Genomic DNA, 19,240 nt, shown 5'->3' on the forward strand with positions numbered 1-19,240 from the left:
AAAAGTTTCGCATGCCCGTTTCACGGACTTGCGGCGGGGTCAACGGCCCACTGATGACCAGGTCAGGCCGCCGAACCGGCCCTCAGGAACTGCTTCCAGCCGCCCGTCGGCTGCTGGCCGACGCCGAGGGTCTGGAGTTTGGCGAGGACGTCCGGCTGCTGCGCGTCCATCCAGTCCACGAACTGGCGGAAGGACACGATCCGTATGTCCCCGTCCCTGGCCTTCTCCTTCGCGCGGGCGATGTGCTTGAGGGCCTCCTCGACGGCGTCCATGTAGACCCCGCCGTTCCACTCCTCGAAGTGGTTGCCTATGAACAGCGGCGCCCGGTTCGTCTCGTACGCGCGCTGGAACCCGGCGACGTACGCGCCGGCGGCCTGGGTGCGGTAGGCCGGGTAGTTGGCGGGCGGGGCCTGGGTGGAGTTCTGGGACTGGTTGAACATGATGTTGTAGTCCATCGACAGGACCTCGAAGCCACGGCCCGGGAACGGGATGGACTGCAACGGCAGGTCCCACACCCCCTGCTTCTTGCGCGGCCAGACCTGAAGGCCGCCGGGCGAGGAGGAGTCATAGCGCCAGCCGAGCTCGCGCGCGGTCGGCAGCAGGTTCTCCTGCCCGAGCAGGCACGGCGTCCGCCCGCCGATGAGTTCCTTGTCGTAGTCGAAGGGCAGCGGGTCGATGTCCGTCCAGCCGCTGTTGGTCTTCCACTCCTTCACGAACGCCTTCGCCTGGTCGATCTCGCTGCGCCACTGCTTGGGCGTCCAGTTCTTGACCGAGCCGAAACTCTCGCCGCAGAAATGCCCGTTGAAGTGCGTGCCTATCTCGTGGCCGTCCAGCCAGGCCGTCCGCAGATGCCCGAGCGTCGACTTGATGTGCTCGTCCGTCAGATAACCGATGTCGGAGGCGCCGGGCGCGTTGTTCGGCGGAAGGTACGTGCGCTTTTTCGACTCGGGGAGGAGATAGATCCCGGAGAGAAAGAACGTCATATGGGCCTCGTGCTCGCGCCCCAGCTTCAGGAACCGCTCGAAAAGCCCGTTCCCGACATCTCCGGCCCCGTCCCAGGAGAACACCACGAACTGCGGCGGCGTCTCCCCCGCCTCCAACGCCTTCGGCTTCCCCGGCTGGTTCGGCTGCTTCCCGGTGTTCGCGGTCGACCCGTCGCCCAGCGGCTTCACGGTGTTCTTCTTCTCACCGCCGCCCCCGGACCCGCCCTTACCCGAGCCCGAGCCCGAGCCGCCGGACCGCCCGGACCCACCACCGCTGCCGAGCCCCGTACCGCACCCGGCGAGCCCCAGCGTGGCCGCGGCGCCCACACCGGCACCGAGTCCGATCATTCCCCTACGAGATATTTCGCGCACTGCGCCCCCTAGGTCAGTTCACACCCCACTTGGGGTGAAGCACACCGTTTTAGAGGCCGCGGGAAACGCGCGGGTTCCGTCGATCTAGCACATATTTAAGAGACTTTGCCTTTATTACACCGAGATGCCATTCCTCGTACGCTTTGTGACGGGGCGTACACGGGCGGGGCGAGCGTAGACATTGAACACGCCAAGGGCCGTACGTCTGTAAGAGAGACGTACGGCCCGAGCGGTTCCTGAACCCGGCACGCCAAGCGGAGCGCTCACGCGCCGAAGGCCTTGTCCTTGCCCTTCACCGGCTTGGCGCCCGCCAGGAGATGCGGCGGTACGAGATCCCGTGCCGGCTCGCTGTACCCCACCGACACGATCTTGTCGCCCTGGTACGTGAAGGTCGTCAACGACGCGAGCGTGCACTGCCGTCGCCGGGGGTCGTGCCAGAGGCGCCGCTTCTCGACGTACGACCGGACGATCCAGATCGGCAGCTGGTGCGAGACGAGCACGGCCTCATGCCCCCGCGCCGCGTCCTTCGCGGCGTCGAGCGCCCCCATCATCCGGACGACCTGGTCGACATACGGCTCACCCCACGAGGGCCTGAAGGGGTTGACGAGGTGCTTCCAGTTCTCCGGCCGCTTCAGCGCGCCGTCGCCGACGCCGAAGGTCTTGCCCTGGAACACGTTGTCGGCCTCGATGAGCCGCGCGTCGGTCGCGAGGTCCAGCCCGTGCGCCTTGGCGATCGGCGTCGCCGTCTCCTGCGCCCGCTCCAGCGGGGACGCCACGACGTACGTCACGTCGCGGGAGGCGACGTGGTCGGCGACCCGGTCGGCCATGCGCCGCCCGAGTTCGGAGAGGTGGTAGCCGGCGAGGCGCCCGTAGAGAATCCCGTCCGGGTTGGCGACCTCACCGTGCCGCATCAGGTGGACGACTGTGATGTCACTCATGCCGCTGTGGCCTCCGCCGCTGCCCGCGCCGCCGCCGGAAGGGCGTCGGCGATCCGCTGAACCGCCCGCTCGTCGTGTGCCGTCGACACGAACCACGACTCGAAGGACGACGGCGGCAGATAGACGCCCTGCGACAGCATCGAGTGGAAGAAGGCGTTGAACCGGAACGACTCCTGCGCCTTGGCGTCCTCGTAGTTCCGTACCGGGGTGTCCGATGTCTCCGTGAAGAACACGGAGAACATGTTGGAGGCGTTCTGCAGCGTGTGCGCGACGCCTTCCTTGGTGAGCGCCTCGGTGACGAGCCCCTGGATCTGCGCCGAGACGGCGTTGACGACGTCGTACGCCGCGTCGTCCAGCAGCCGCAACTGCGCCAGGCCGGCGGCGGTGGCGACCGGGTTCCCGGAGAGCGTGCCGGCCTGGTAGACGGGCCCGGCGGGCGCGAGATACGCCATGACGTCGGCGCGCCCCCCGAAGGCGGCGGCGGGGAAACCGCCCCCCATGACCTTGCCGAAGGTCATGAGGTCGGGGACGACCCCGTCGATCCCGTACCAACCGGCCCTGCTGGTCCTGAAGCCGGTCATGACCTCGTCGGAGATGTAGAGCGCGCCGTTCTCGGCGCAGACATCCTTGAGGCCCTGGTTGAAGCCCGGCAGCGGCGGTACGACGCCCATGTTGCCCGGGGAGGCCTCGGTGATGACGCAGGCGATCTCGCCGGGGTGGGCGGCGAAGGCGGCGCGTACGGCGTCGAGGTCGTTGTAGGGCAGGACGATGGTGTCGCCGGCCTGGGCACCGGTGACGCCCGGGGTGTCGGGGAGGGCGAAGGTGGCGACACCGGACCCGGCCGCGGCGAGCAGCGAATCGACGTGTCCGTGATAACACCCGGCGAACTTGACCACCTTGCTGCGGCCGGTGAAGCCGCGGGCGAGCCGGATCGCCGACATGGTGGCCTCGGTCCCGCTGGAGACGAGCCGCACCTGGTCGAGGGGAGTGACGCGGGCCACCATCTCCTCGGCGAGCGCGACCTCACCCTCGCCGGGCGTACCGAAGGAGGTACCGCGCGAGACGGCCTCCTGGACGGCGGCGATGACCTCGGGCCGGGAGTGCCCGAGGATCATGGGCCCCCAGGAACACACGAGATCGACGTACTCACGTCCATCGGCATCGGTCAGATAAGGACCGGTACCGGACACCATGAACCGGGGCGTACCGCCCACGGCGCGGAAGGCGCGCACGGGAGAGTTCACGCCGCCGGGCGTGACGGCCGCCGCGCGCTCGAAAAGAGTCTGCGAAACTGGGGCTTCGTACGGATAGCTCACACAGGCCATGGTGTCAGAGGCTCCGAAGATCCTGCGGGCTGGTGTTCCAACGCACGTTTCGGCGGGCGGCCGCAGGGGAGGTCATTGACACGATGATCGGGTGGCGCGGCGGGGGCCACGCGTCCCAGAAATGCGTTCGGGTGGAGATATGCATCGCGGTGGCGGACTGGGCGAGGGGACCGGTGACCTCGGTCCTCGTCGTGCCCGGCGGGGAAGGCACCGGCGCGAGGCGGAAGAGACTGCGGAGACATCACGGCAGGAGCGGGGCGGGTCGGCGGACCGGAGCGGGGCCGCGTCCGCGGATCGTGGCGGGCCGGTGGATCGTGGCGGGCCGGTGGATCGTGGCGGGCCGGTGGATCGTGGCGGGTCGGTGGATCGTGGCGGGTCCGGCGATCTGAGCGGGCCGGGGGCGGCTGGGCCGGGGCAGACCGGAGCGGCTGGAGCCGCGTCGAGCGGACCCGGCGGACCGGGCGTCCCGAACGGCCCCACGGGTCCCGCCGGGCAGACCGGTCCCTCCGGCCCCACGCGCGGGCTGGGGCCGTTGGGTTCCCTGGGGTCACTAGGGTCATTGGGCTCGACCGGACCACAGGGACAGCCGGGCTCGCAGGGTTCGGTGGATCCCCAGGCATCCCCGGGGTCGCCAGGGTCACAGCCCCCGTACGCGCCGTACGACCAGCAGGGCGTGTACGGTCCGCAGGGTGCACACGGCACACACGACTCACATGACACGCAAGGCATACAGGGCACGCAGGGCGCCCAAGGCTCGTCGGGCGACCCGCTCGGCCGGGAGCAGGACGGCTCGCGCGAGCAGCAGCAGGGTTCACGCTTCTCCCGCCGCCGGCGCGGTGCGCAGAACGGTCCTGACCGGAACCAGACCGGTACGGGCCGTATCCCGGGCGTTCCTGACCGTCCCCGGGGCGGTACGGACTGGAACGATGACGAATCCGACCGGGTTCAGAATGGTGCCGACCGGCCCGAAACCGGCGACGCCGACCGGAACCGGGAGGGCGGGCCTGAGCGGATCGGGCGGCGCAGCCGTATGGACGGTATGGACCGTATGGAACGTGCCGATCATGTGGATCGCGTAAATCGTGTGGACGGAATGGATCAGACGGACCGGACGGACCGGCCTGACCTGGTGGATCGCGGGAGCCGCGCGGATCGCAGAAGCCGTGCGGACCGCCTCGACCAAGTGGTCGACCGGCTCCATACAGCGGGGAGCAGGAATGGTGGTCGGGTGGGGGTGACCTACAAATACTTCGGCGCGCCCGACGGCGCGACCGCGGCCCGCGTCCCGATCTCGATGCGTCCCGAGGAACTCGGCGGCGACGAGCTCGGCATGAACGGCATGTTCACCAAGATCAAGCCGGAGACGATGGCCGCGATGGTGCTGACGGGCATCGAAGGCGTCCCCCTCCACAAGGTGCCCCCGCTCGAACTCGTCGTCCTCCACCCCGACTACGCGGTCGTGAAGCTCCCGATGACCGTCGTGGACCCCCTGCGCGGCATCGGCGAGGAGGCGGTCGGCGCGGCGGCGTTCATCTGGTCGACGGTCCCGGACCGCGGCGGCCCCCGCGACGCGTTCAACGTGTACCAACTGCTGCACGAGTGGCAGGATTTCAGCCATCGTCTGCATGAGGCGGGGCATCAGCCTTATTGCCTTGTGTGGCCCTGACTTGGGGTATCAGGGGTTTCGGGCGGGGTTTCTGACCCCGCCCTCGTCATGTGCGGAGAGAGGCCGTCAGGCGGCCAGGGCACATTGAGGGCACATGGGTTTTGCTGGGGGCGCTGATGTGCCCTGGGTGTCGGGCCGGTCGTCCTCGTCTTCTGCGTCGGCTTCTGCCTCGGCTTCTCCCTCGGCTTCTGTGAAGGCGTCGTCGATCGCCTTGCGGGTGCGGGTCTCGCTGGACGGCAGCAGGTGCGTGTACGTCCGCAGCGTGAAGCCCGGGTCCGAGTGTCCGAGGTACTCGGAGAGCGCCTTGATGCTCTCTCCCGCGTCCAGGAGCACGGAGGTGTACGCGTGCCGGAGGGCGTGCATGCCGTCTTCCGGAGCCGCTTGGAGGTAGCGCGCTCCGCGCTCGCGGGGAGGGATCACGCCGGCGGCGGCCAGGGCGCGCTTCCAGTCGCCCATGTTGAAGACGCTGCGGTTGTAGGCCCGCCCCTTCTTGTCGACGAAGAGGAGGCGGAAGGTCTTCGGCTCGCCGTCCGGCTTGGTCCACGGCAGGGTGACCTCGACCGGCGGGAACTCCTTCATGTGGGCCTTGAGGGCGGCGGCGAGCTGAGCCGACAGCGGCACTGACCGGATCCTGTTGCCCTTGGGCAGGGCGAAGACGGGCTTCGTACCGACCAGCCGCACCTGGCGGTTGACGTGGATCCAGCCGCCCTTGAAGTCGATGTCCTCGACGGCGAAGCCGAACAACTCGCCCTGCCGCAGACCGCAGCCGAAGGCGAGCTTGCCGCCGGCCTGGAAGCGCTTCGGCAGTCCGGTGATGACCCCGCGGACGCGCTCCAGTGGCCAAGGGATGATCTTCTTCTTGGTCGCGGTCGGGAGCTTGACCGACTTCGCCTTGCACGGGTTCTTCGGCAGCAGCCCGTCCTCCACGGCCGCGCCGAGGATGCTGGAGAGGATGTCGAAGATGCCCTCGATCGTCGACACCTCCAGGCCGCCGTCCTGGAGTGTGCGGATCCAACCCTGGATGACCGAGGGCTGGTTGAGGGATCGCAGCTCGCGTCGGCCGAGGTGCTCGGTGATGTGGTTGCGGACCGTCGCCTCATAGCGGAGCGCAGTCGTCGGGCCGACGGAGTTCGCGTCGAGCCACTTCTGCGCGTAGGCGACGAGCGTCTGCTTCGTCTCAGCGGGGACGACGTAGGAGCCCTGCCGGATCTCGACGTCGACCTCGGCGGCGCGGTTGTCCGCCTCGGCCTTCGTGTGGAAGTTCTCCTTGCGCTGGCGGTCGTCCAGGTCGCGGTAACGGACCTGCCAACGCTTACCGATGCCGTGGTCGGCAGTCGGGACCATCCGCTTCGTACGGCTCTTGTGCTCGCCGCACTCGACCTCGGTGGGCTTGGGGTGGGACTTGTGCCAGCGGTCGTACACGTCAGCCAAGAAGGGCCTCCTGGGTGGGGATGAGGAAGTGGGAGGTGGCGTGCGACACCGGGGAGTGCGTCGGCCACGGGAGCAGCAAGGCTGCGGGAGGGGCGCCGAGCGCGGTGGCGATCGTGACGAGGTCGTCTACGTCGCAGCGGCGGCGGGCGCGTTCGGTGCGGCTGAGGGCGGTGTTGGCCATCGGACGGCCCAGCTGGGTGCAGCGGGCGGCGAGCTGGTGCTGGGTCAGGCCGCGCACGAGACGTAGGTGCTCGATGGCGCGGGCGGCGTGGAGGCCGGCGGGGCCTATTTCGACAGGTCGGTTGGGCATGACAGATAGCTGTAACTTGCAGCCGGCCGCCATGGCAAGAGTTAGCTCTTAAACTCTCCAATAGTCGTTCGGGGGCGAAGTGGCGTTCGTCTCGTCGAATTCCGGTACCTCGCGAGGCGTTTCGGCCGAGGCATCGTGTTACCTTCCCTCGCCGTTTTCGATATGGGTGATTTGAGCACATATAAGCCATGATGCCCGGCGGGTCAGTCACGTCATCCCTGACCGCCATGTGTCACCTCTGAGCTGCAGAGGTACCGGATTCCGGCACCTCGGCGGGTTGCTTCGCCGCTAGAAAATTTCGGGCCCGGCGGGAGCGATTTCGGCAACCGGGGATCCACCCTTACTGTTTCCCTCTCCCCGGCCACACCGAAAGAAGTAGTGAGGAGTTTCAGAACCAACTCTGGACTTTTCTCCGGGTGGTGTGGCTGTGTTGTCCAGCCCATTGTTCAAGACCGAAAAGGAGCCCTGTGCCGAAGACCCCTCCCCGCAGCACCAACGCCCCTGCCACCGCTGCGGCTGCCCAGCGTGGCCCGCTTGCCACCCCTGCGGAGGTCGCCGCCTATCTCGGAGTGCCGGTGAAGACGCTCTACCAGTGGAAGTACCGGGGCATCGGCCCCAGCGTCCACAAGGTCGGCCGTCACCTGCGCTACCGCTGGCCGGAGGTGGACGCGTGGCTGGACGCCCAGACGTCGTACGACCTCACGGCCTGATCCCGCATCTGACGCGGACAACGAAGCGGCCCCCGGCGCGCCAACGCCGAGGGCCGAAGACTCCCCTGCCGATCGCCCATCCCTGAACGAACGAGCTGGTGAGGGGCGGGACCTTGCCCGTCCTGCCCCTCACCGGAGAGGAACGCCTATGGAGGACTCTACGTCCCCCAGCACCACGAACACCTCCCCCACCGTCTGGCCGACTCCCGCGGTCCCCGGCGAGGGCATCCCCTGGCGCCGCAGCGATCAGCAGGACACACAGTCCCCCGCGTCGGGGACCGCCGAACACCCAGCAGAAGCGGAAGCAGACGGGGACCGTCCCCAGACGTCTGCCGATGCTGCAGTTGGGGACCGTCCCCGCGACGTGCCCGGCACTCGGTCCCCGCACGTCCCGGTCCCCGAATCGACATCCGGTGCAAACCCGCAGGCCAGCGGCGGGAAATCGGGGACCGATCCCCAAGAGGCGGTAGCTGCACCAGGGGACCGCAGTGGGGACGGTGAGCACGGTCCCCGCCAGTCGGTGGGGACCGACACCCTCGTGGCGGGAACCGCCCAGCAGGAGGGGACCGGTCCCGTCGACGCACGGGGACCGGATCAGGAGGCCGGTCCCCGACCTCCTCGGGGACCGGCAGCCCCCTCGGAACAGGGTTCCGGTGAGGGTGCGGAACTGCTGGATGAGCTGCGGGCGGCGATCGGCAAGTACGTCGTGCTGCCCAGTGACGAGGCGCTGACCGCGGTCACCCTGTGGGTGGCGGCCACGCACATCCAGAGCGTTCTGCAGCACGCGCCGCGCCTGGCGGTCGTCGGCCCGACGAAGGGCTGCGGCAAGTCCCGGGTGCTGGACGTGCTCCACGAGACCGTGCACCAGCCGATCATGACGGTGAACATGTCCACGGCCGTGCTCTTCCGTGTCATCGGCAAGAACCCGCGCACGATCCTGGTGGACGAGGCCGACACCATCTTCAGCAAGGCGGGCGAGAACGAGGAACTGCGCGGCCTGCTGAACGCCGGACACCAGCGCAACCGGCCCGCCTGGCGCATCTCCGGTCCGGAGCACAAGCCGACCCCGTATCCGACCTTCGCCATGGCCGCACTGGCCTCGATCGGCGACCTGCCCGACACGATCACGGACCGGGCGGTCGTGCTCCGCATGCAAAAGCGCAAGCCCGGCGAGAAGGTGACCCCGTTCCGCTCGCGCTACGCCACACCGGAACTGAACGCGCTGCGGGACAAGCTGGCCACCTGGCTGGGACCGCTGCGCGGCACGGCTGGCCGCATGGCGCCGACCATGCCGGTGGAGGACCGGGCGGCGGACACCTGGGAACCGCTGGTCATCATCGCCGACCTGGCCGGCGGCCACTGGCCCGCCCGTGCCCGTGCGGCCTGTGTCGCGATGACCCGCTACGAGGCCGTCCAGGACGAGCAGACCAACCTGAAGACAAGGCTGCTGCGCGACATCCACCGCATCTTCCAGGCACACGGCAACCCCGAAGCCATGTCCTCCCTGGATCTGGTCACCACCCTGCTCCAGGACGCCGACGCCCCCTGGGCGGAACACGGCACCAAGGGACTCAACGCCCACCACCTGGGCAACATGCTGAGGGACTTCGGCATCAGCCCGGCCAACTACCGCTTCGACAAGGGCAGGCAGGCCAAGGGGTACGCCCGGAACCGGTTCCTCGACAGCTGGGCCCGGCACTGCCCCGACCTCACCGAGACGGCGCCCGCCCCCGCGCACGACGCCACACCTGCGCACCGGGCCCAGGGCAAGCCGCCCGCCGCCCCGGCGGGCCAGCTGCCCGTCGGCCCGCCCGGCGGCCCCACCGGCCCCACGCCCGCCCGCTGACCCACCTCCCTCAGGGTCCGTATCAATCCGTCGCATCCGTCCCCGCGCAGGTCAGCGCGGGGACGGATGTCCTCGCCGGGACGGACTTCTCCGTACCTGCCCGAGTGTCCGTACCTGTGCTGACCAGGCATGGGACGGATGCGACGCACGTGACACACCTGCCGCCCCGTAACAACGGAGTACTCCGATGCGCGACCTGCACCCCGAACACCGCATGCCCCAGGAACAGATGGCCACTACCCCCGTCACACGCGCAGCAAGTTGTCGGGTAAGGAGTCCTTACCCGGCTCCCGCCCTGGAGGGGGCGGAGGCATCCGGCGCAGGGGCACCGGAGTCGGTCGGCCCGGGGGAGCCGACCGGGAGTGGGGGCAGCGAGTCGTCGTCGAATGTGCCACAGCAGTTTGCGCCGCGTCGCCGTCTGCGTGACAAACAGCTGCGCGAGCACCGCGTCCACCCCCGTTACAACGACGACGAGTTCGCCCTCGTCCAGAAGGCCGCCGCCCTGAGCCGCATGCAGCCCGGCGGCTACGTCGCCGAGTGCGCGCTCGCCGCCGCCCGCGCCGACGACCCCACCGCCACCGTCGCCGACTACCGCGCCATGGTGCAGACGCTGATGGCCGCCAACCGGCAGCTCGGCGGCATCGGCAACAACCTCAACCAGCTCACCTGGCACCTCAACAAGGACGGCGCCTGGCCCCACCCCGACACCGTCCAACGGCTCCTGGAGCGTGTCGAGGCGTCCATCGCCGAGGTGGACACCGCGGTCGCCCAGATCACCGAGGGGCGGTGAGCCCTTGATCCCGAAGATCATCCTCGGCAAGGGGCCAGAGGCCACGCGCCGCACGATCGGCTACCTCTTCGGCAAGGGCCGGGCCAACGAGCACATCGACCCGCACCTGGTGGCCTCCTGGAACAACTTCGCCCCCGACCCCGGCCGCAGCCCCCACCGCGACCCCAAGGAAGTAGAGGCCCAGCTCGCCGCGCAGCTCGACCAGCCCGTGAAGATGCTCGGCGACAAGGCACCCAAGTACACCGTGTGGCACTGCCCCGTCCGTGCCGCACCCGAAGACCCGATCCTCACCGACGCCCAGTGGGCTGACATCGCCCGCCGGATCGTGGCCGCCGCCGGCATCGCCCCCGCAGGCGACGACGAAGCCTGCCGCTGGGTGGCCGTCCGCCACGCCTACGACCACATCCACATCGCCGCCACCCTCGTACGGCAAGACGGCAGGCGCCCCCAGCGCGATTACGACCAGCGCGCCGTCCAACGCGAAGCCCGAAAGATCGAAATCGACTACGGGCTGAGGCGGTTGAAGCCGGGCGACGGCACCGCCGCCAAACGCCCCACCAGCAAGGAACACTTCAAGGCCAAGCGCCTGGGCCAGGACGCCACCTCCCGCGACGTCCTGCGCCTGCGGGTCCGCCGAGCCGTCGCCGCCGCAGCGGACGAGGCCGAGTTCTTCGCCCTGCTGGAGGCCACCGGCGTGAACGTGCGCCTCAAGCACGGCCCGTCCGGCGACGCACTCGGCTGCAACTTCGCCCTGCCCGGCGACACCAACGACAAGGGCCAGCCGGTCTTCTACTCCGGCTCCACCCTCGCCCCCGACCTCTCCCTCCCCCAGATCCGCCGGCGTCTCGCCACCACCAGCCCCGAACGGGCCACCGTCCGGCCGGGCAACCCGTGGCACCAGGCGACCAACGCCACCGAACGCATCCCCCACCACCTCACCCACGGCGACGACCCGACGGGGCAGGGACAGCTGGTCGCGCTCGGGGCGGCACTGGACCTCCTGCCGGTCACCGCACCGTCGACGCTGAAGGCCGAACTCGAACAGGCCGCGGCCGTCTTCGAGCGCGCCACCCGCTCCCGCATCGCCGCCGACCTCGACAGCACCCGCGCTCTGCGTCGCAGCGTCCAGGCGATCTGGAAGGACCCCACACAGCACGGGGACGGTGCCGGGCTGGCGATGCTGCTGGACGTCGCGCTCACCGCGGTCGCCTACGCGATCCACTGGCACCGCACCCGCCAGCACGCCCAACAGGAGGCAGCAGCGGAACAAGCCCTCGTCCATCTGCAGGTCGCGTACGCGCAGGTCGCCGGCCCGGTCCTAACGGACCTCGCACGCCGCTCCCCTAGCCTGCAGACCAAGCGCCGCTACGCCCACCACCTCCAGGAGGCAGTACCGCAACACGCCGAGCGCATCCTGGCCGATCCCGCCTGGGGTGCATTCGCCACCGTGCTCGCCGAGGCAGAAGCAGCAGGACACAACGCAGCCACCGTCCTCGACCAGGCCCTCGGCCAGCGCACCCTGGACGACGCCCACAGTCCCGCCCGCGCCCTGACCTGGCGCATCCGCCGCCTCGGCGAACGCCACGCACCCAGTCCACAAGCCCAAGCAGCGAAGCTCAGCGGCACGCAGCGCCCAACCCCACCCGTCCAATCTCCGCCGCATTCGACACGACAGCGCTGATCAGGCTTAGGCGGACAGCTTGGGGGTGAGCAATTCCACCGCTTCCTCCCAGCGGAAGCGGTCCGCCCCGCCCCCGGCCTTCGGACGATGCGGCTCGTACGAACCGATCAGCACACCCATCTCCCGCAGCCAGTCCAGACTGCGGCGATAGGCGGGGTGGGCGGCCTGCGCCGAGTTCAGATACGGCAGGACGGCGGTCGGGATGCCCATGCCGTACGCCTCGCACAGGATGCCCAGTGCCAGGGTGTCGGAGATCCCTGCCGCCCACTTGTTGACCGTGTTGAAGGTGGCCGGCGCGACCGCGATGGCATCGGCGGGCGGCAGTGGGCGGGCCTCGCCGGGCGTTCGCCAGGCGGAGCGGATGGGGTAGCCGGTCTGCGCCTCGATCGCCTCGGTGTCGAGAAAGCCCAGTGCCTGCGGCGTGGCGACGACGCCGACGTCCCAGTGCTGCCCCTGCGCAGCGGTGATCAGTTTGCCGACGTCGTCGGCGATGCCGCAGGCGCAGACGACGACGTACAGGAAGGGCTTCTTCTCCGGGTCGGTCGGCTCACTCACGCAGGGACTCCCAGTTGGCGGCTGAAGTGGTGCAGTTCCGGCAGAGTACGGCGGCGGTCGCGGGCGGCCATGTCGGCGACCAGGTCGCGGACGGCGGGTCGGCGGACGTCCTGGGCGGCGCAGGTCTCGGCGATGCGCAGGGCTTGGTAGCCGTCGGAGAGGCGGCCCTGCTGGCTGTAGGCGCGGGCTGTCTCCACCCACAGGGCCGCCCGCCGCTCGGGGACCGGGATGTGCCGACGCATGAGCGGGCGGGCGGCCTGGAGTGCGAGGCCGGAGTCGCCGAAGGCCACCAGGGCGCTGAGCTCGTGCAGGGCGACGTTGGTCGGGCTGAAGTTGGCCCAGGCATCGGGCTGGTCGAGAGATACGTACCGGGCCACCTCTTTGGCCTCGGCGAGGAATTCCTCAGTGGCCGCGCGATCGCCACCGCCGCTGGCTGCGGTCACACCGCGGAGCAGCAACAGCCCAACGGCTGCGAGATGCTTCGGAGAGCGGCGGTCGTACGAGCCGGTGAGCTGATCGGCCGTGTGGCGAACGAGGGTGACGGCCTGGGCGGTGTGCTTCTCGCGGGCCAGGACGTGGGCCTCTACGCGGACGCTGGAGGCCAACACTATGGGGTCGCCTGAGCGTTCGGCCTCGGCCATCGCACGGCCGACCGCGAGCCAGGCGTTGCCCTGGTCGTGCTGCTTGAGTAGCAGGCTGGTGGAAGTCTGGTACGTCGTGGCCAGCAGCGCGGACAGCACATCGCTGTCCGTCGTGCTGCTGGATGCCAGTCTGAGGTCGGCGATCAGGCCGGGCAGGGTGCGCTCCAGCTCTGTGTAGTCGCAGGTGTAGAAGAGCTTGCGGGCAGTCCCGACCCGCTCTCGGAGCGCGATCGTGTCCAAGGGGGCGTCGGTACCTGCCGCGCTCAGTCCCGGGAGGAGGGCCTGGACGAGATCGTCGTGGGCGGCGGCCGAGGCGGCAGGGGGCGCGAGCGCGGCGATGCTCGCGGCGAGGAAGGTACGGCGGTGCATGTCGTCTGCTTCGGGATCGGTGGCGGAGGCGTCGGGAACAGCAGTGGCAAGACCCAACTGTTGGGCAGGGATCTTGAGTTCCTGCGCGACGGCACGCAGGACACGGATGTCCTCCGTGCCACGGCCGCCCTCCAGACGACTCACCTTGGACTGGTGGTAGCCGAGCGCGGCGGCGACGTCCTTCTGCGAGCGCCGCTGTAACACTCGTGCCTGACGGATCACTTCGCCGATCCGTCTCGCTTCCCTGTGTGCTTCGGCCATCTGCCACGGCCCCTTCTGCCGTCGCCGATCCTGCCTGCTCAACCGAGCGTAGGTCAGCCGTACTTCGCCGTGATGCAGCTCCTGCATAACCGATGCACCGCCGGCACCTGGACTAACCACCCACTGCTACGAGCTGGTTGCGTGAAGTGGCCGCACCAACGTCGGGAGGCCGCTCATGGCAGCGCACCAGCTCACCCTGTCCGTACCTGCTACCCCCACCGCGGTCGCCTCCGTCCGGCACCAGGCCGTGGAGGCGATACAGGGCTGGGAGGTGGATCTGGACGACGAGGTGGTGCACACGGCCGAGCTGGTGATCAGCGAGCTGGTCACCAACGCCGTCCGGTACGCCGGCAGAGGTCAGGTCTCGCTGGAAGTGCAGCTGCTCGCAGCCGTCCTGCGCGTTGAGGTGCGCGACTCCAGTCCGGTGCTGCCTCGGCCCGGCCTCCCGGACGAGCACGGCGAGAACGGTCGCGGCCTGTTCCTCGTCGCCGCTCTTGCCGACCGGTACGCCGCCGAACTGACGCCGACGGGCAAGCGGTGCTGGGCCGAGATCGCCCTGCCCGTCCGCCCGGCGACGAAGACGACCGTTTCCCTTCCCCTACAAAGGAGTTGACCGTGCCCACCAGCACCTCTACTCGGGCCGCCGAGGTGATCGCCGTACGCCCCGGCCCGCCACTCACCGGCACCGTCACCGTGGATGGCTCGAAGAACGCCGCTCTGCCGCTGCTGGCCGCGGCAGGGGCTCTTGGCCGCCCTGTGCGGCTGGGCAACATCCCTGCGAACACGGACGTCAAGATCTTGCTGGCCCTGTTGGAGCAGGCGGGCTGGCACGTTGCCCGTCCCGTCGGCGAGCAGACAACCGCAGTACTCATGCCGACCGAGAGCCGACACACGCATCCCGAGCTGCCGCAGGCCGCCCACATCCGCGCCTCGTACTACCTGGTCCCCGCCCTGCTCGCCCGGCACGGCGAGGCCCGACTTCCCTGGCCGGGTGGCTGCCGGATCGGCGCTCGCGGCATGGATCTGCACTTCAAGGTGTACGAGGCGTTCGGCGACCGGAGCGCACAGGACGACCCCGGCTACCGCATCGAGGCCGTCACACCCCGCACCGGCACCGTGTCCCTGGTGCTGCCGTTCCGCTCCCGTGGGGCGACCGTGGCCGCAGTGCTGCGCGCCGTGACAACCGGTCGCCCCCTGCAGCTGGGCGAACCCAACCTCTCACCAGAAGTCCTGTCCGTGCTCGACGCCCTCCGCTCGGTGGGCTGGGAGACCCAGATCAGCGCGCACCTCCTCACGCTCTCCCCGCCCTCTGTCGGCCAGAAGGACGCCGTCGTCTGGCAGGTGCCCGGCGACAAGATCGAGGCCGGCACACTGGCCTGCGCAATCGCCGCGACCAGAGGTACCGCTCGTGTCAACGGCGTGCACGGCAAGGACGTAACCCCACTCGTAACTGCCCTCCGCCGCCTCGGAATCCCGGCCAGCGCAGAGGACAACGCCCTCCGCGTCCACGCCCAGGACACACGGCCGACGAGCCGCCCCCTGCGAGCTATCGCCACCCTCAGCCCCGGCGGACTGGACGCTGACTTCGAACCGCCCCTGATGGCACTCGCCCTCGGCCTGCCCGGCACGCATCTGTTCGCCGACGCGATCAATCCCGGCCGCCACGGCAACCTGCTGCCCCAACTGGCCCGCCTGGGGGCCGAGATCGAGGAGATCGCCCCCACTGAGTGCCGCCTGACCGGGCCTCAGCAACTGACCGGAGCGGGCGTGGAGGCAACCGACATCCGCACCGGCTCCGCCCTCATGGTCGCCGGCCTCACCGCGCGAGGCGTCACCACCGTCGGCGGCCTCGACCAACTCCGCCGCGGCCACGCCGATCTGCCCGGCAAGCTTCGCGCTCTTGGCGCCGACGTCTGCGAGGTCACCCCATGACCGCCGCCCGCGCCTTGCGACAGATCGTGGCCACCACCGACGTCCACTCCGCCCTCGACAACGCCGCCCCGTTCCTGGCCCACCTCCACGCTCTCCGTCCGACCTCGCTCATCGTGGACTGCGGCGACTTCTTCGAAGGCTCCGGCTACTACCGCCTCGCCCACGGCGCCATCGAGCGCAAGATCCTGCTCAAGCTGTACGACATCCTGGCGCCCGGCAACCACGGCTGGCCGCACCATTTCGAACCGGATCTCCACCGGCTCACCGTCTGCGCCAACGCCGTTCACGCCGACACCGGCGACGCGCTCTTCCGCCGCATGCGGATCGTCGAGATCGACGGCCGACGCGTGGGCATCACGGCGGTGATCGGTCAGCAGGCTTTCCACTCGATTCCCGTCGGCGAGCGCGCCGAACACCGCGTCATCAATCCAGTCCAGGCGCTGCGCGAGCTGTTGCTCGCCCACCACCACGAGGTGGATAGCTGGATCCTGCTCAGCCACTCCGGATTCGACGAAGACCTCAAACTGGCAGCTGATTGCCCCTTCCTTGATGTGATCTTCGCCGGGCACTGCCACACCGAGCAGTACGGCCCGGCGCGCGTGGGCGACACGCTCATCGTCAAAGGACAGGAACTCGCCGACGGGTACGCGGTCGCCGCACCGGTCGGGCCGGGCTGGGGTGCCGGCTCCACGAGCTTCCCGGACCGGACGCCAGCTGCTCTCGCCGCCGAGCTGTCGGAGGCGATCGAGGAGATCGGCCGGGCCAGGAAGGAGTTGGCGGTGGCTATCGGGCCGATCGCCCGGACGTATCAACACCAGACACTCGATCGCCGCGGCCTGCTCGTCGACCTGGCCGCCCGCCTGAGGAGCGGGCTCGGTGCCGACGCGATCATCCTCAACGACACCGCGCTGCGGACCGTCCCACTCGGCGACATCCTCACGCTGGGCGATCTGCTGGCCATCGAGCCCTTCGACAACCAGCTCGTCCACGCCCGCGTCCCAGTGGACTTCTGGCAGGACCTGCCCGGCCTGTTGGCCTTCCTCACAGAACAGGCCGGTCCTCTCGTCGTGTTGCCGGACCCCTTGCCGGACGGCGTCACCACGGTGCTGACCACCGACTACCTCGCGGACAACTACCTCGCGGGCCGCTCCCACGCCGCAGGACTACTCCTCAGCCAGGCCCTCAAACACGTCCTCACCACGCCCGCTCAAGGAGGCACACGGTGATCCTCACCGGCCCCGAGATCACCGCCGCCGCCCAGGACGGCCGCCTACGGATCACGCCCTTCGCCCCCGACCAGGTCAACCCCAACAGCTACAACGTCAGGCTCGGCCCCACCCTGCTCGCCTACGCCGAAGGCGTCCTGGACGCCCACCAACCAAACCCGACCACCGAGTTCGCGATCGGACCGGACGGATACGTGCTCCAACCCGGCGAGCTCTACCTGGGCCACACCCTCGAAGAGGTCGGCTCCGACGTGTTCGTCCCGCTGCTGTTCGGCCGGTCCTCCGTCGGCCGGCTCGGGCTGTTCGTCGAGATCACCGCCCCGATCGGGGACATCGGCTTCCACGGCCAGTGGACCCTGATGCTCACGCCGATCCGCCCCCTGCGCGTCTACGCGGGCATGCGGATCGGACAGATCATGTTCTTCGCCTCCGCCGGCCCCATCTCGCCATACGAAGGCAAGTACCAGGCAGCTACCGGCCCGCAGCCCTCCGCCTACTGGCGCGACGTGACCAAGCTCCGGGCGGTGGCCTCGTGATCCTCACCGGACCCGCGATCGCCGCCGCCCAAACCGCAGGCGAGATCGTGATCGACCCGTACGATCCGGCCCGCCTCTCCCCCAACGCCTACGACTGGCGCCTCGGCGACACCCTGCGCATCTGCGACACCGATCTGGACGCGGCCTCTCCAACGCCGTACGCCGAGACCGCCATCCCGGACTCCGGATATGTCCTGCACCCCGGCGTGCTCTACCTCGGCATCACCCACGAGAGGACCGGATCGGAGGCGTACGCCCAGTTCCTCAACGGCAATCGCACCACCGGCGCGCTCGGCATCTGGGTCCACGTCTCCGCGCCCCTCGGCCACCAAGGCCACGCCATCCACTGGACCCTGGAGATCCGCGCCGCCAGACCCGTCCGCGTCTATCCCCGGATGACCTTCGGCAAGCTCGTCTTCCTCCGCTGCCTCGGAACCCCCGCCAGCTACCAACAGCACGGCCTCAAGTACGCGGCGACCGCAGGCATCGACATCTCGCGGCTCTATGAAGAGCTCGCCGGAGGTGCCACATGAGTCCTCGGGTAGCGACCGTCCTCGACCTGCCCTTCGGCAGCGCCGGCGGCAGCGTCGAGCTCTTTCTCGACCTCTACACCGGCGAGGACCCGCTGGTGCCGGCCCGCGCCTTCATGCTCGCCCCGCAGGCGCCTCCACCCCACGTACCTTCGGGGCTGGAGTTGCTGACCGTGCCCGGCAAATGCCTCGCTGGGCCGCCTTTCACGGCGTACGTCAACGCGTTGCGTCGGGCCCTGACGCAGGGCATCAACCCGGCCAGCATCGATGTCCTTCACCTCCAGCATCTCGCCTTCGGCGGTACCCCCGCCCTGATCCGCGCCCTACCCGCACGCCCCCGGATCGCGCTCGTCCACGGCACCGACCTGCTGTTCGCCGAGGCCCATCGCGACCAGATGCGTGTCCTGCGGGAAACTGCGCGTCTCGCGGACGCCATCGTCGTCCCGACGGGCGCCATGGCGGATCGGCTCCTTCAGCTCGCGCCCACAATGGAGCGTAAGAAGATCGAGAAGATTCCCTGGGGTGTGCCCGATCACCTGCTCACCACCCCACCGCCGCGCCCTGCCCGCCGACCGACCGGACACCTCCGTCTGCTCTACGCAGGACGCCTCACCGCCGAGAAGGGCATCGAGGCGCTCCTGCGCGCGATGCCCGTAGCCCAGGCCGTCGAACTGAGCATCGCGGCGCCGCGTCACCAGTTCCATGGGTTGACCCCGCTCCTACGCCTGCTCAAGGTCCACGTCCGCTACCTCGGCTGGCTCAGCCGTCCACAGCTGTGGAAAGCCTTCGCCGACCACGACGCCCTCGTCATGCCCTCGACCACCCTCGAAGCCATGGGCCTGGTCGCTCTCGAAGCCCAAGCCTGCGGACTACCAGTCGTCTACCAGCCCGTTCCAGGGCTGAGCGACACCCTCGCCGCAACGGGTCTTGCCACCGACTTCACCAACCCGGCCGCCCTCGCCCAGGACCTCAAACGACTCCGCTCCACCCCCGGCCTGCTCCCGGCTCTCCAAGTCGCTGGCCGCGCCAACGCCACTCGCTATCCCCTCACAGCCACCGCCGCTGCCCTGGCCGACCTCGGCAAACAGCTCATCTGACCTGCCCGCGCCGCAACCAGTTTCGTACCAGCCCCCTCACT

The 19,240-nt window shown here is 69.5% G+C and carries 19 protein-coding genes; 11 read left to right on the forward strand and 8 right to left on the reverse strand.

Features of this window, described 5'->3' with window-relative positions; genetic code table 11:
- Positions 1 to 62 precede the first annotated feature (62 nt).
- The 4 genes from CES90_RS16220 to CES90_RS16235 all read right to left on the reverse strand — a co-directional run bounded on the left by CES90_RS16220 (position 63) and on the right by CES90_RS16235 (position 4,801).
- Positions 63 to 1,331, reverse strand: a complete 1,269-nt coding sequence (locus CES90_RS16220) for a polysaccharide deacetylase family protein (protein WP_189783307.1) — start codon at positions 1,329 to 1,331, stop codon at positions 63 to 65.
- A 287-nt stretch (positions 1,332 to 1,618) separates the two neighbouring features.
- Positions 1,619 to 2,293 carry a histidine phosphatase family protein gene (locus CES90_RS16225; protein WP_189783308.1) on the reverse strand — a complete coding sequence of 225 codons (675 nt, stop codon included), beginning with the start codon at positions 2,291 to 2,293 and terminating at the stop codon, positions 1,619 to 1,621.
- Positions 2,290 to 3,618 (reverse strand): glutamate-1-semialdehyde 2,1-aminomutase, encoded by a 1,329-nt coding sequence (hemL, locus tag CES90_RS16230; RefSeq protein ID WP_189783309.1) that lies wholly within the window; start codon positions 3,616 to 3,618, stop codon positions 2,290 to 2,292. The genes CES90_RS16225 and hemL overlap by 4 nt, the downstream gene beginning before the upstream one ends.
- An 811-nt stretch (positions 3,619 to 4,429) precedes the next feature.
- Positions 4,430 to 4,801: a hypothetical protein gene (locus tag CES90_RS16235; RefSeq protein WP_189783310.1), complete on the reverse strand. Its 372-nt coding sequence runs from the start codon at positions 4,799 to 4,801 to the stop codon at positions 4,430 to 4,432.
- Positions 4,802 to 4,846: 45 nt separating this feature from the next.
- On the opposite strand from CES90_RS16235, the gene CES90_RS16240 reads away from it, so the two are divergent.
- On the forward strand, positions 4,847 to 5,284 hold the full coding sequence (locus CES90_RS16240) for a hypothetical protein (RefSeq protein ID WP_003974483.1): 438 nt from the start codon (positions 4,847 to 4,849) through the stop codon (positions 5,282 to 5,284).
- A gap of 66 nt (positions 5,285 to 5,350) precedes the next feature.
- Here the strand turns inward: CES90_RS16240 and CES90_RS16245 are convergent, their stop codons facing one another.
- A complete protein-coding gene (locus tag CES90_RS16245) occupies positions 5,351 to 6,706 on the reverse strand; it encodes a tyrosine-type recombinase/integrase (protein ID WP_189783418.1) in 1,356 nt (451 codons plus the stop codon).
- 1 nt (position 6,707) lies between these two features.
- On the reverse strand, positions 6,708 to 7,025 hold the full coding sequence (locus CES90_RS16250) for a helix-turn-helix domain-containing protein (RefSeq protein ID WP_189783311.1): 318 nt from the start codon (positions 7,023 to 7,025) through the stop codon (positions 6,708 to 6,710).
- 467 nt (positions 7,026 to 7,492) lie between these two features.
- Here CES90_RS16250 and CES90_RS16255 point away from each other — a divergent pair, with 467 nt between their 5' ends.
- From CES90_RS16255 to CES90_RS16270, 4 genes are all read left to right on the forward strand, one after another.
- Positions 7,493 to 7,735: a helix-turn-helix transcriptional regulator gene (locus CES90_RS16255; RefSeq protein ID WP_189783312.1), complete on the forward strand. Its 243-nt coding sequence runs from the start codon at positions 7,493 to 7,495 to the stop codon at positions 7,733 to 7,735.
- Positions 7,736 to 8,255: 520 nt separating this feature from the next.
- Positions 8,256 to 9,581 carry a DUF3631 domain-containing protein gene (locus tag CES90_RS16260; RefSeq protein ID WP_229913845.1) on the forward strand — a complete coding sequence of 442 codons (1,326 nt, stop codon included), beginning with the start codon at positions 8,256 to 8,258 and terminating at the stop codon, positions 9,579 to 9,581.
- A gap of 388 nt (positions 9,582 to 9,969) precedes the next feature.
- On the forward strand, positions 9,970 to 10,371 hold the full coding sequence (locus CES90_RS16265) for a MobC family plasmid mobilization relaxosome protein (protein ID WP_174856918.1): 402 nt from the start codon (positions 9,970 to 9,972) through the stop codon (positions 10,369 to 10,371).
- A gap of 4 nt (positions 10,372 to 10,375) precedes the next feature.
- Positions 10,376 to 12,052 (forward strand): relaxase family protein, encoded by a 1,677-nt coding sequence (locus tag CES90_RS16270; RefSeq protein WP_189783313.1) that lies wholly within the window; start codon positions 10,376 to 10,378, stop codon positions 12,050 to 12,052.
- Positions 12,053 to 12,058: 6 nt separating this feature from the next.
- On the opposite strand, the gene CES90_RS16275 is transcribed toward CES90_RS16270, so the two are convergent.
- Both CES90_RS16275 and CES90_RS16280 read right to left on the reverse strand, forming a co-directional pair.
- Positions 12,059 to 12,607, reverse strand: coding sequence for a flavoprotein (locus tag CES90_RS16275; protein WP_120051340.1), 549 nt, complete (start codon positions 12,605 to 12,607; stop codon positions 12,059 to 12,061).
- The gene (locus CES90_RS16280) at positions 12,604 to 13,878 is read right to left on the reverse strand and encodes a helix-turn-helix domain-containing protein (RefSeq protein ID WP_189783314.1); all 1,275 of its coding nucleotides are present in this window, start codon (positions 13,876 to 13,878) and stop codon (positions 12,604 to 12,606) included. Before CES90_RS16280 ends, CES90_RS16275 begins: the two co-directional genes overlap by 4 nt.
- Before the next feature lie 175 nt (positions 13,879 to 14,053).
- Here CES90_RS16280 and CES90_RS16285 point away from each other — a divergent pair, with 175 nt between their 5' ends.
- Genes CES90_RS16285 through CES90_RS16310 form a run of 6 tightly spaced genes read left to right on the forward strand, consistent with a single transcriptional unit; the run spans position 14,054 to position 19,199 of the window.
- On the forward strand, positions 14,054 to 14,491 hold the full coding sequence (locus tag CES90_RS16285; protein ID WP_120051342.1) for an ATP-binding protein: 438 nt from the start codon (positions 14,054 to 14,056) through the stop codon (positions 14,489 to 14,491).
- A gap of 35 nt (positions 14,492 to 14,526) precedes the next feature.
- Positions 14,527 to 15,810: a UDP-N-acetylglucosamine 1-carboxyvinyltransferase gene (locus CES90_RS16290; RefSeq protein WP_189783420.1), complete on the forward strand. Its 1,284-nt coding sequence runs from the start codon at positions 14,527 to 14,529 to the stop codon at positions 15,808 to 15,810.
- Positions 15,807 to 17,036, forward strand: a complete 1,230-nt coding sequence (locus tag CES90_RS16295; RefSeq protein ID WP_189783315.1) for a metallophosphoesterase — start codon at positions 15,807 to 15,809, stop codon at positions 17,034 to 17,036. The genes CES90_RS16290 and CES90_RS16295 overlap by 4 nt, the downstream gene beginning before the upstream one ends.
- Entirely contained in the window at positions 17,033 to 17,572 is a 540-nt protein-coding gene (gene dcd, locus CES90_RS16300; RefSeq protein WP_120051344.1) for a dCTP deaminase, read from the forward strand. Before CES90_RS16295 ends, dcd begins: the two co-directional genes overlap by 4 nt.
- Positions 17,569 to 18,105, forward strand: coding sequence for a dCTP deaminase (locus tag CES90_RS16305; protein WP_120051345.1), 537 nt, complete (start codon positions 17,569 to 17,571; stop codon positions 18,103 to 18,105). The genes dcd and CES90_RS16305 overlap by 4 nt, the downstream gene beginning before the upstream one ends.
- Positions 18,102 to 19,199, forward strand: coding sequence for a glycosyltransferase family 4 protein (locus tag CES90_RS16310; protein ID WP_189783316.1), 1,098 nt, complete (start codon positions 18,102 to 18,104; stop codon positions 19,197 to 19,199). The genes CES90_RS16305 and CES90_RS16310 overlap by 4 nt, the downstream gene beginning before the upstream one ends.
- Positions 19,200 to 19,240: the final 41 nt, after the last annotated feature.

The organism is Streptomyces capitiformicae (assembly GCF_002214185.1).
GTDB lineage: Bacteria > Actinomycetota > Actinomycetes > Streptomycetales > Streptomycetaceae > Streptomyces > Streptomyces capitiformicae.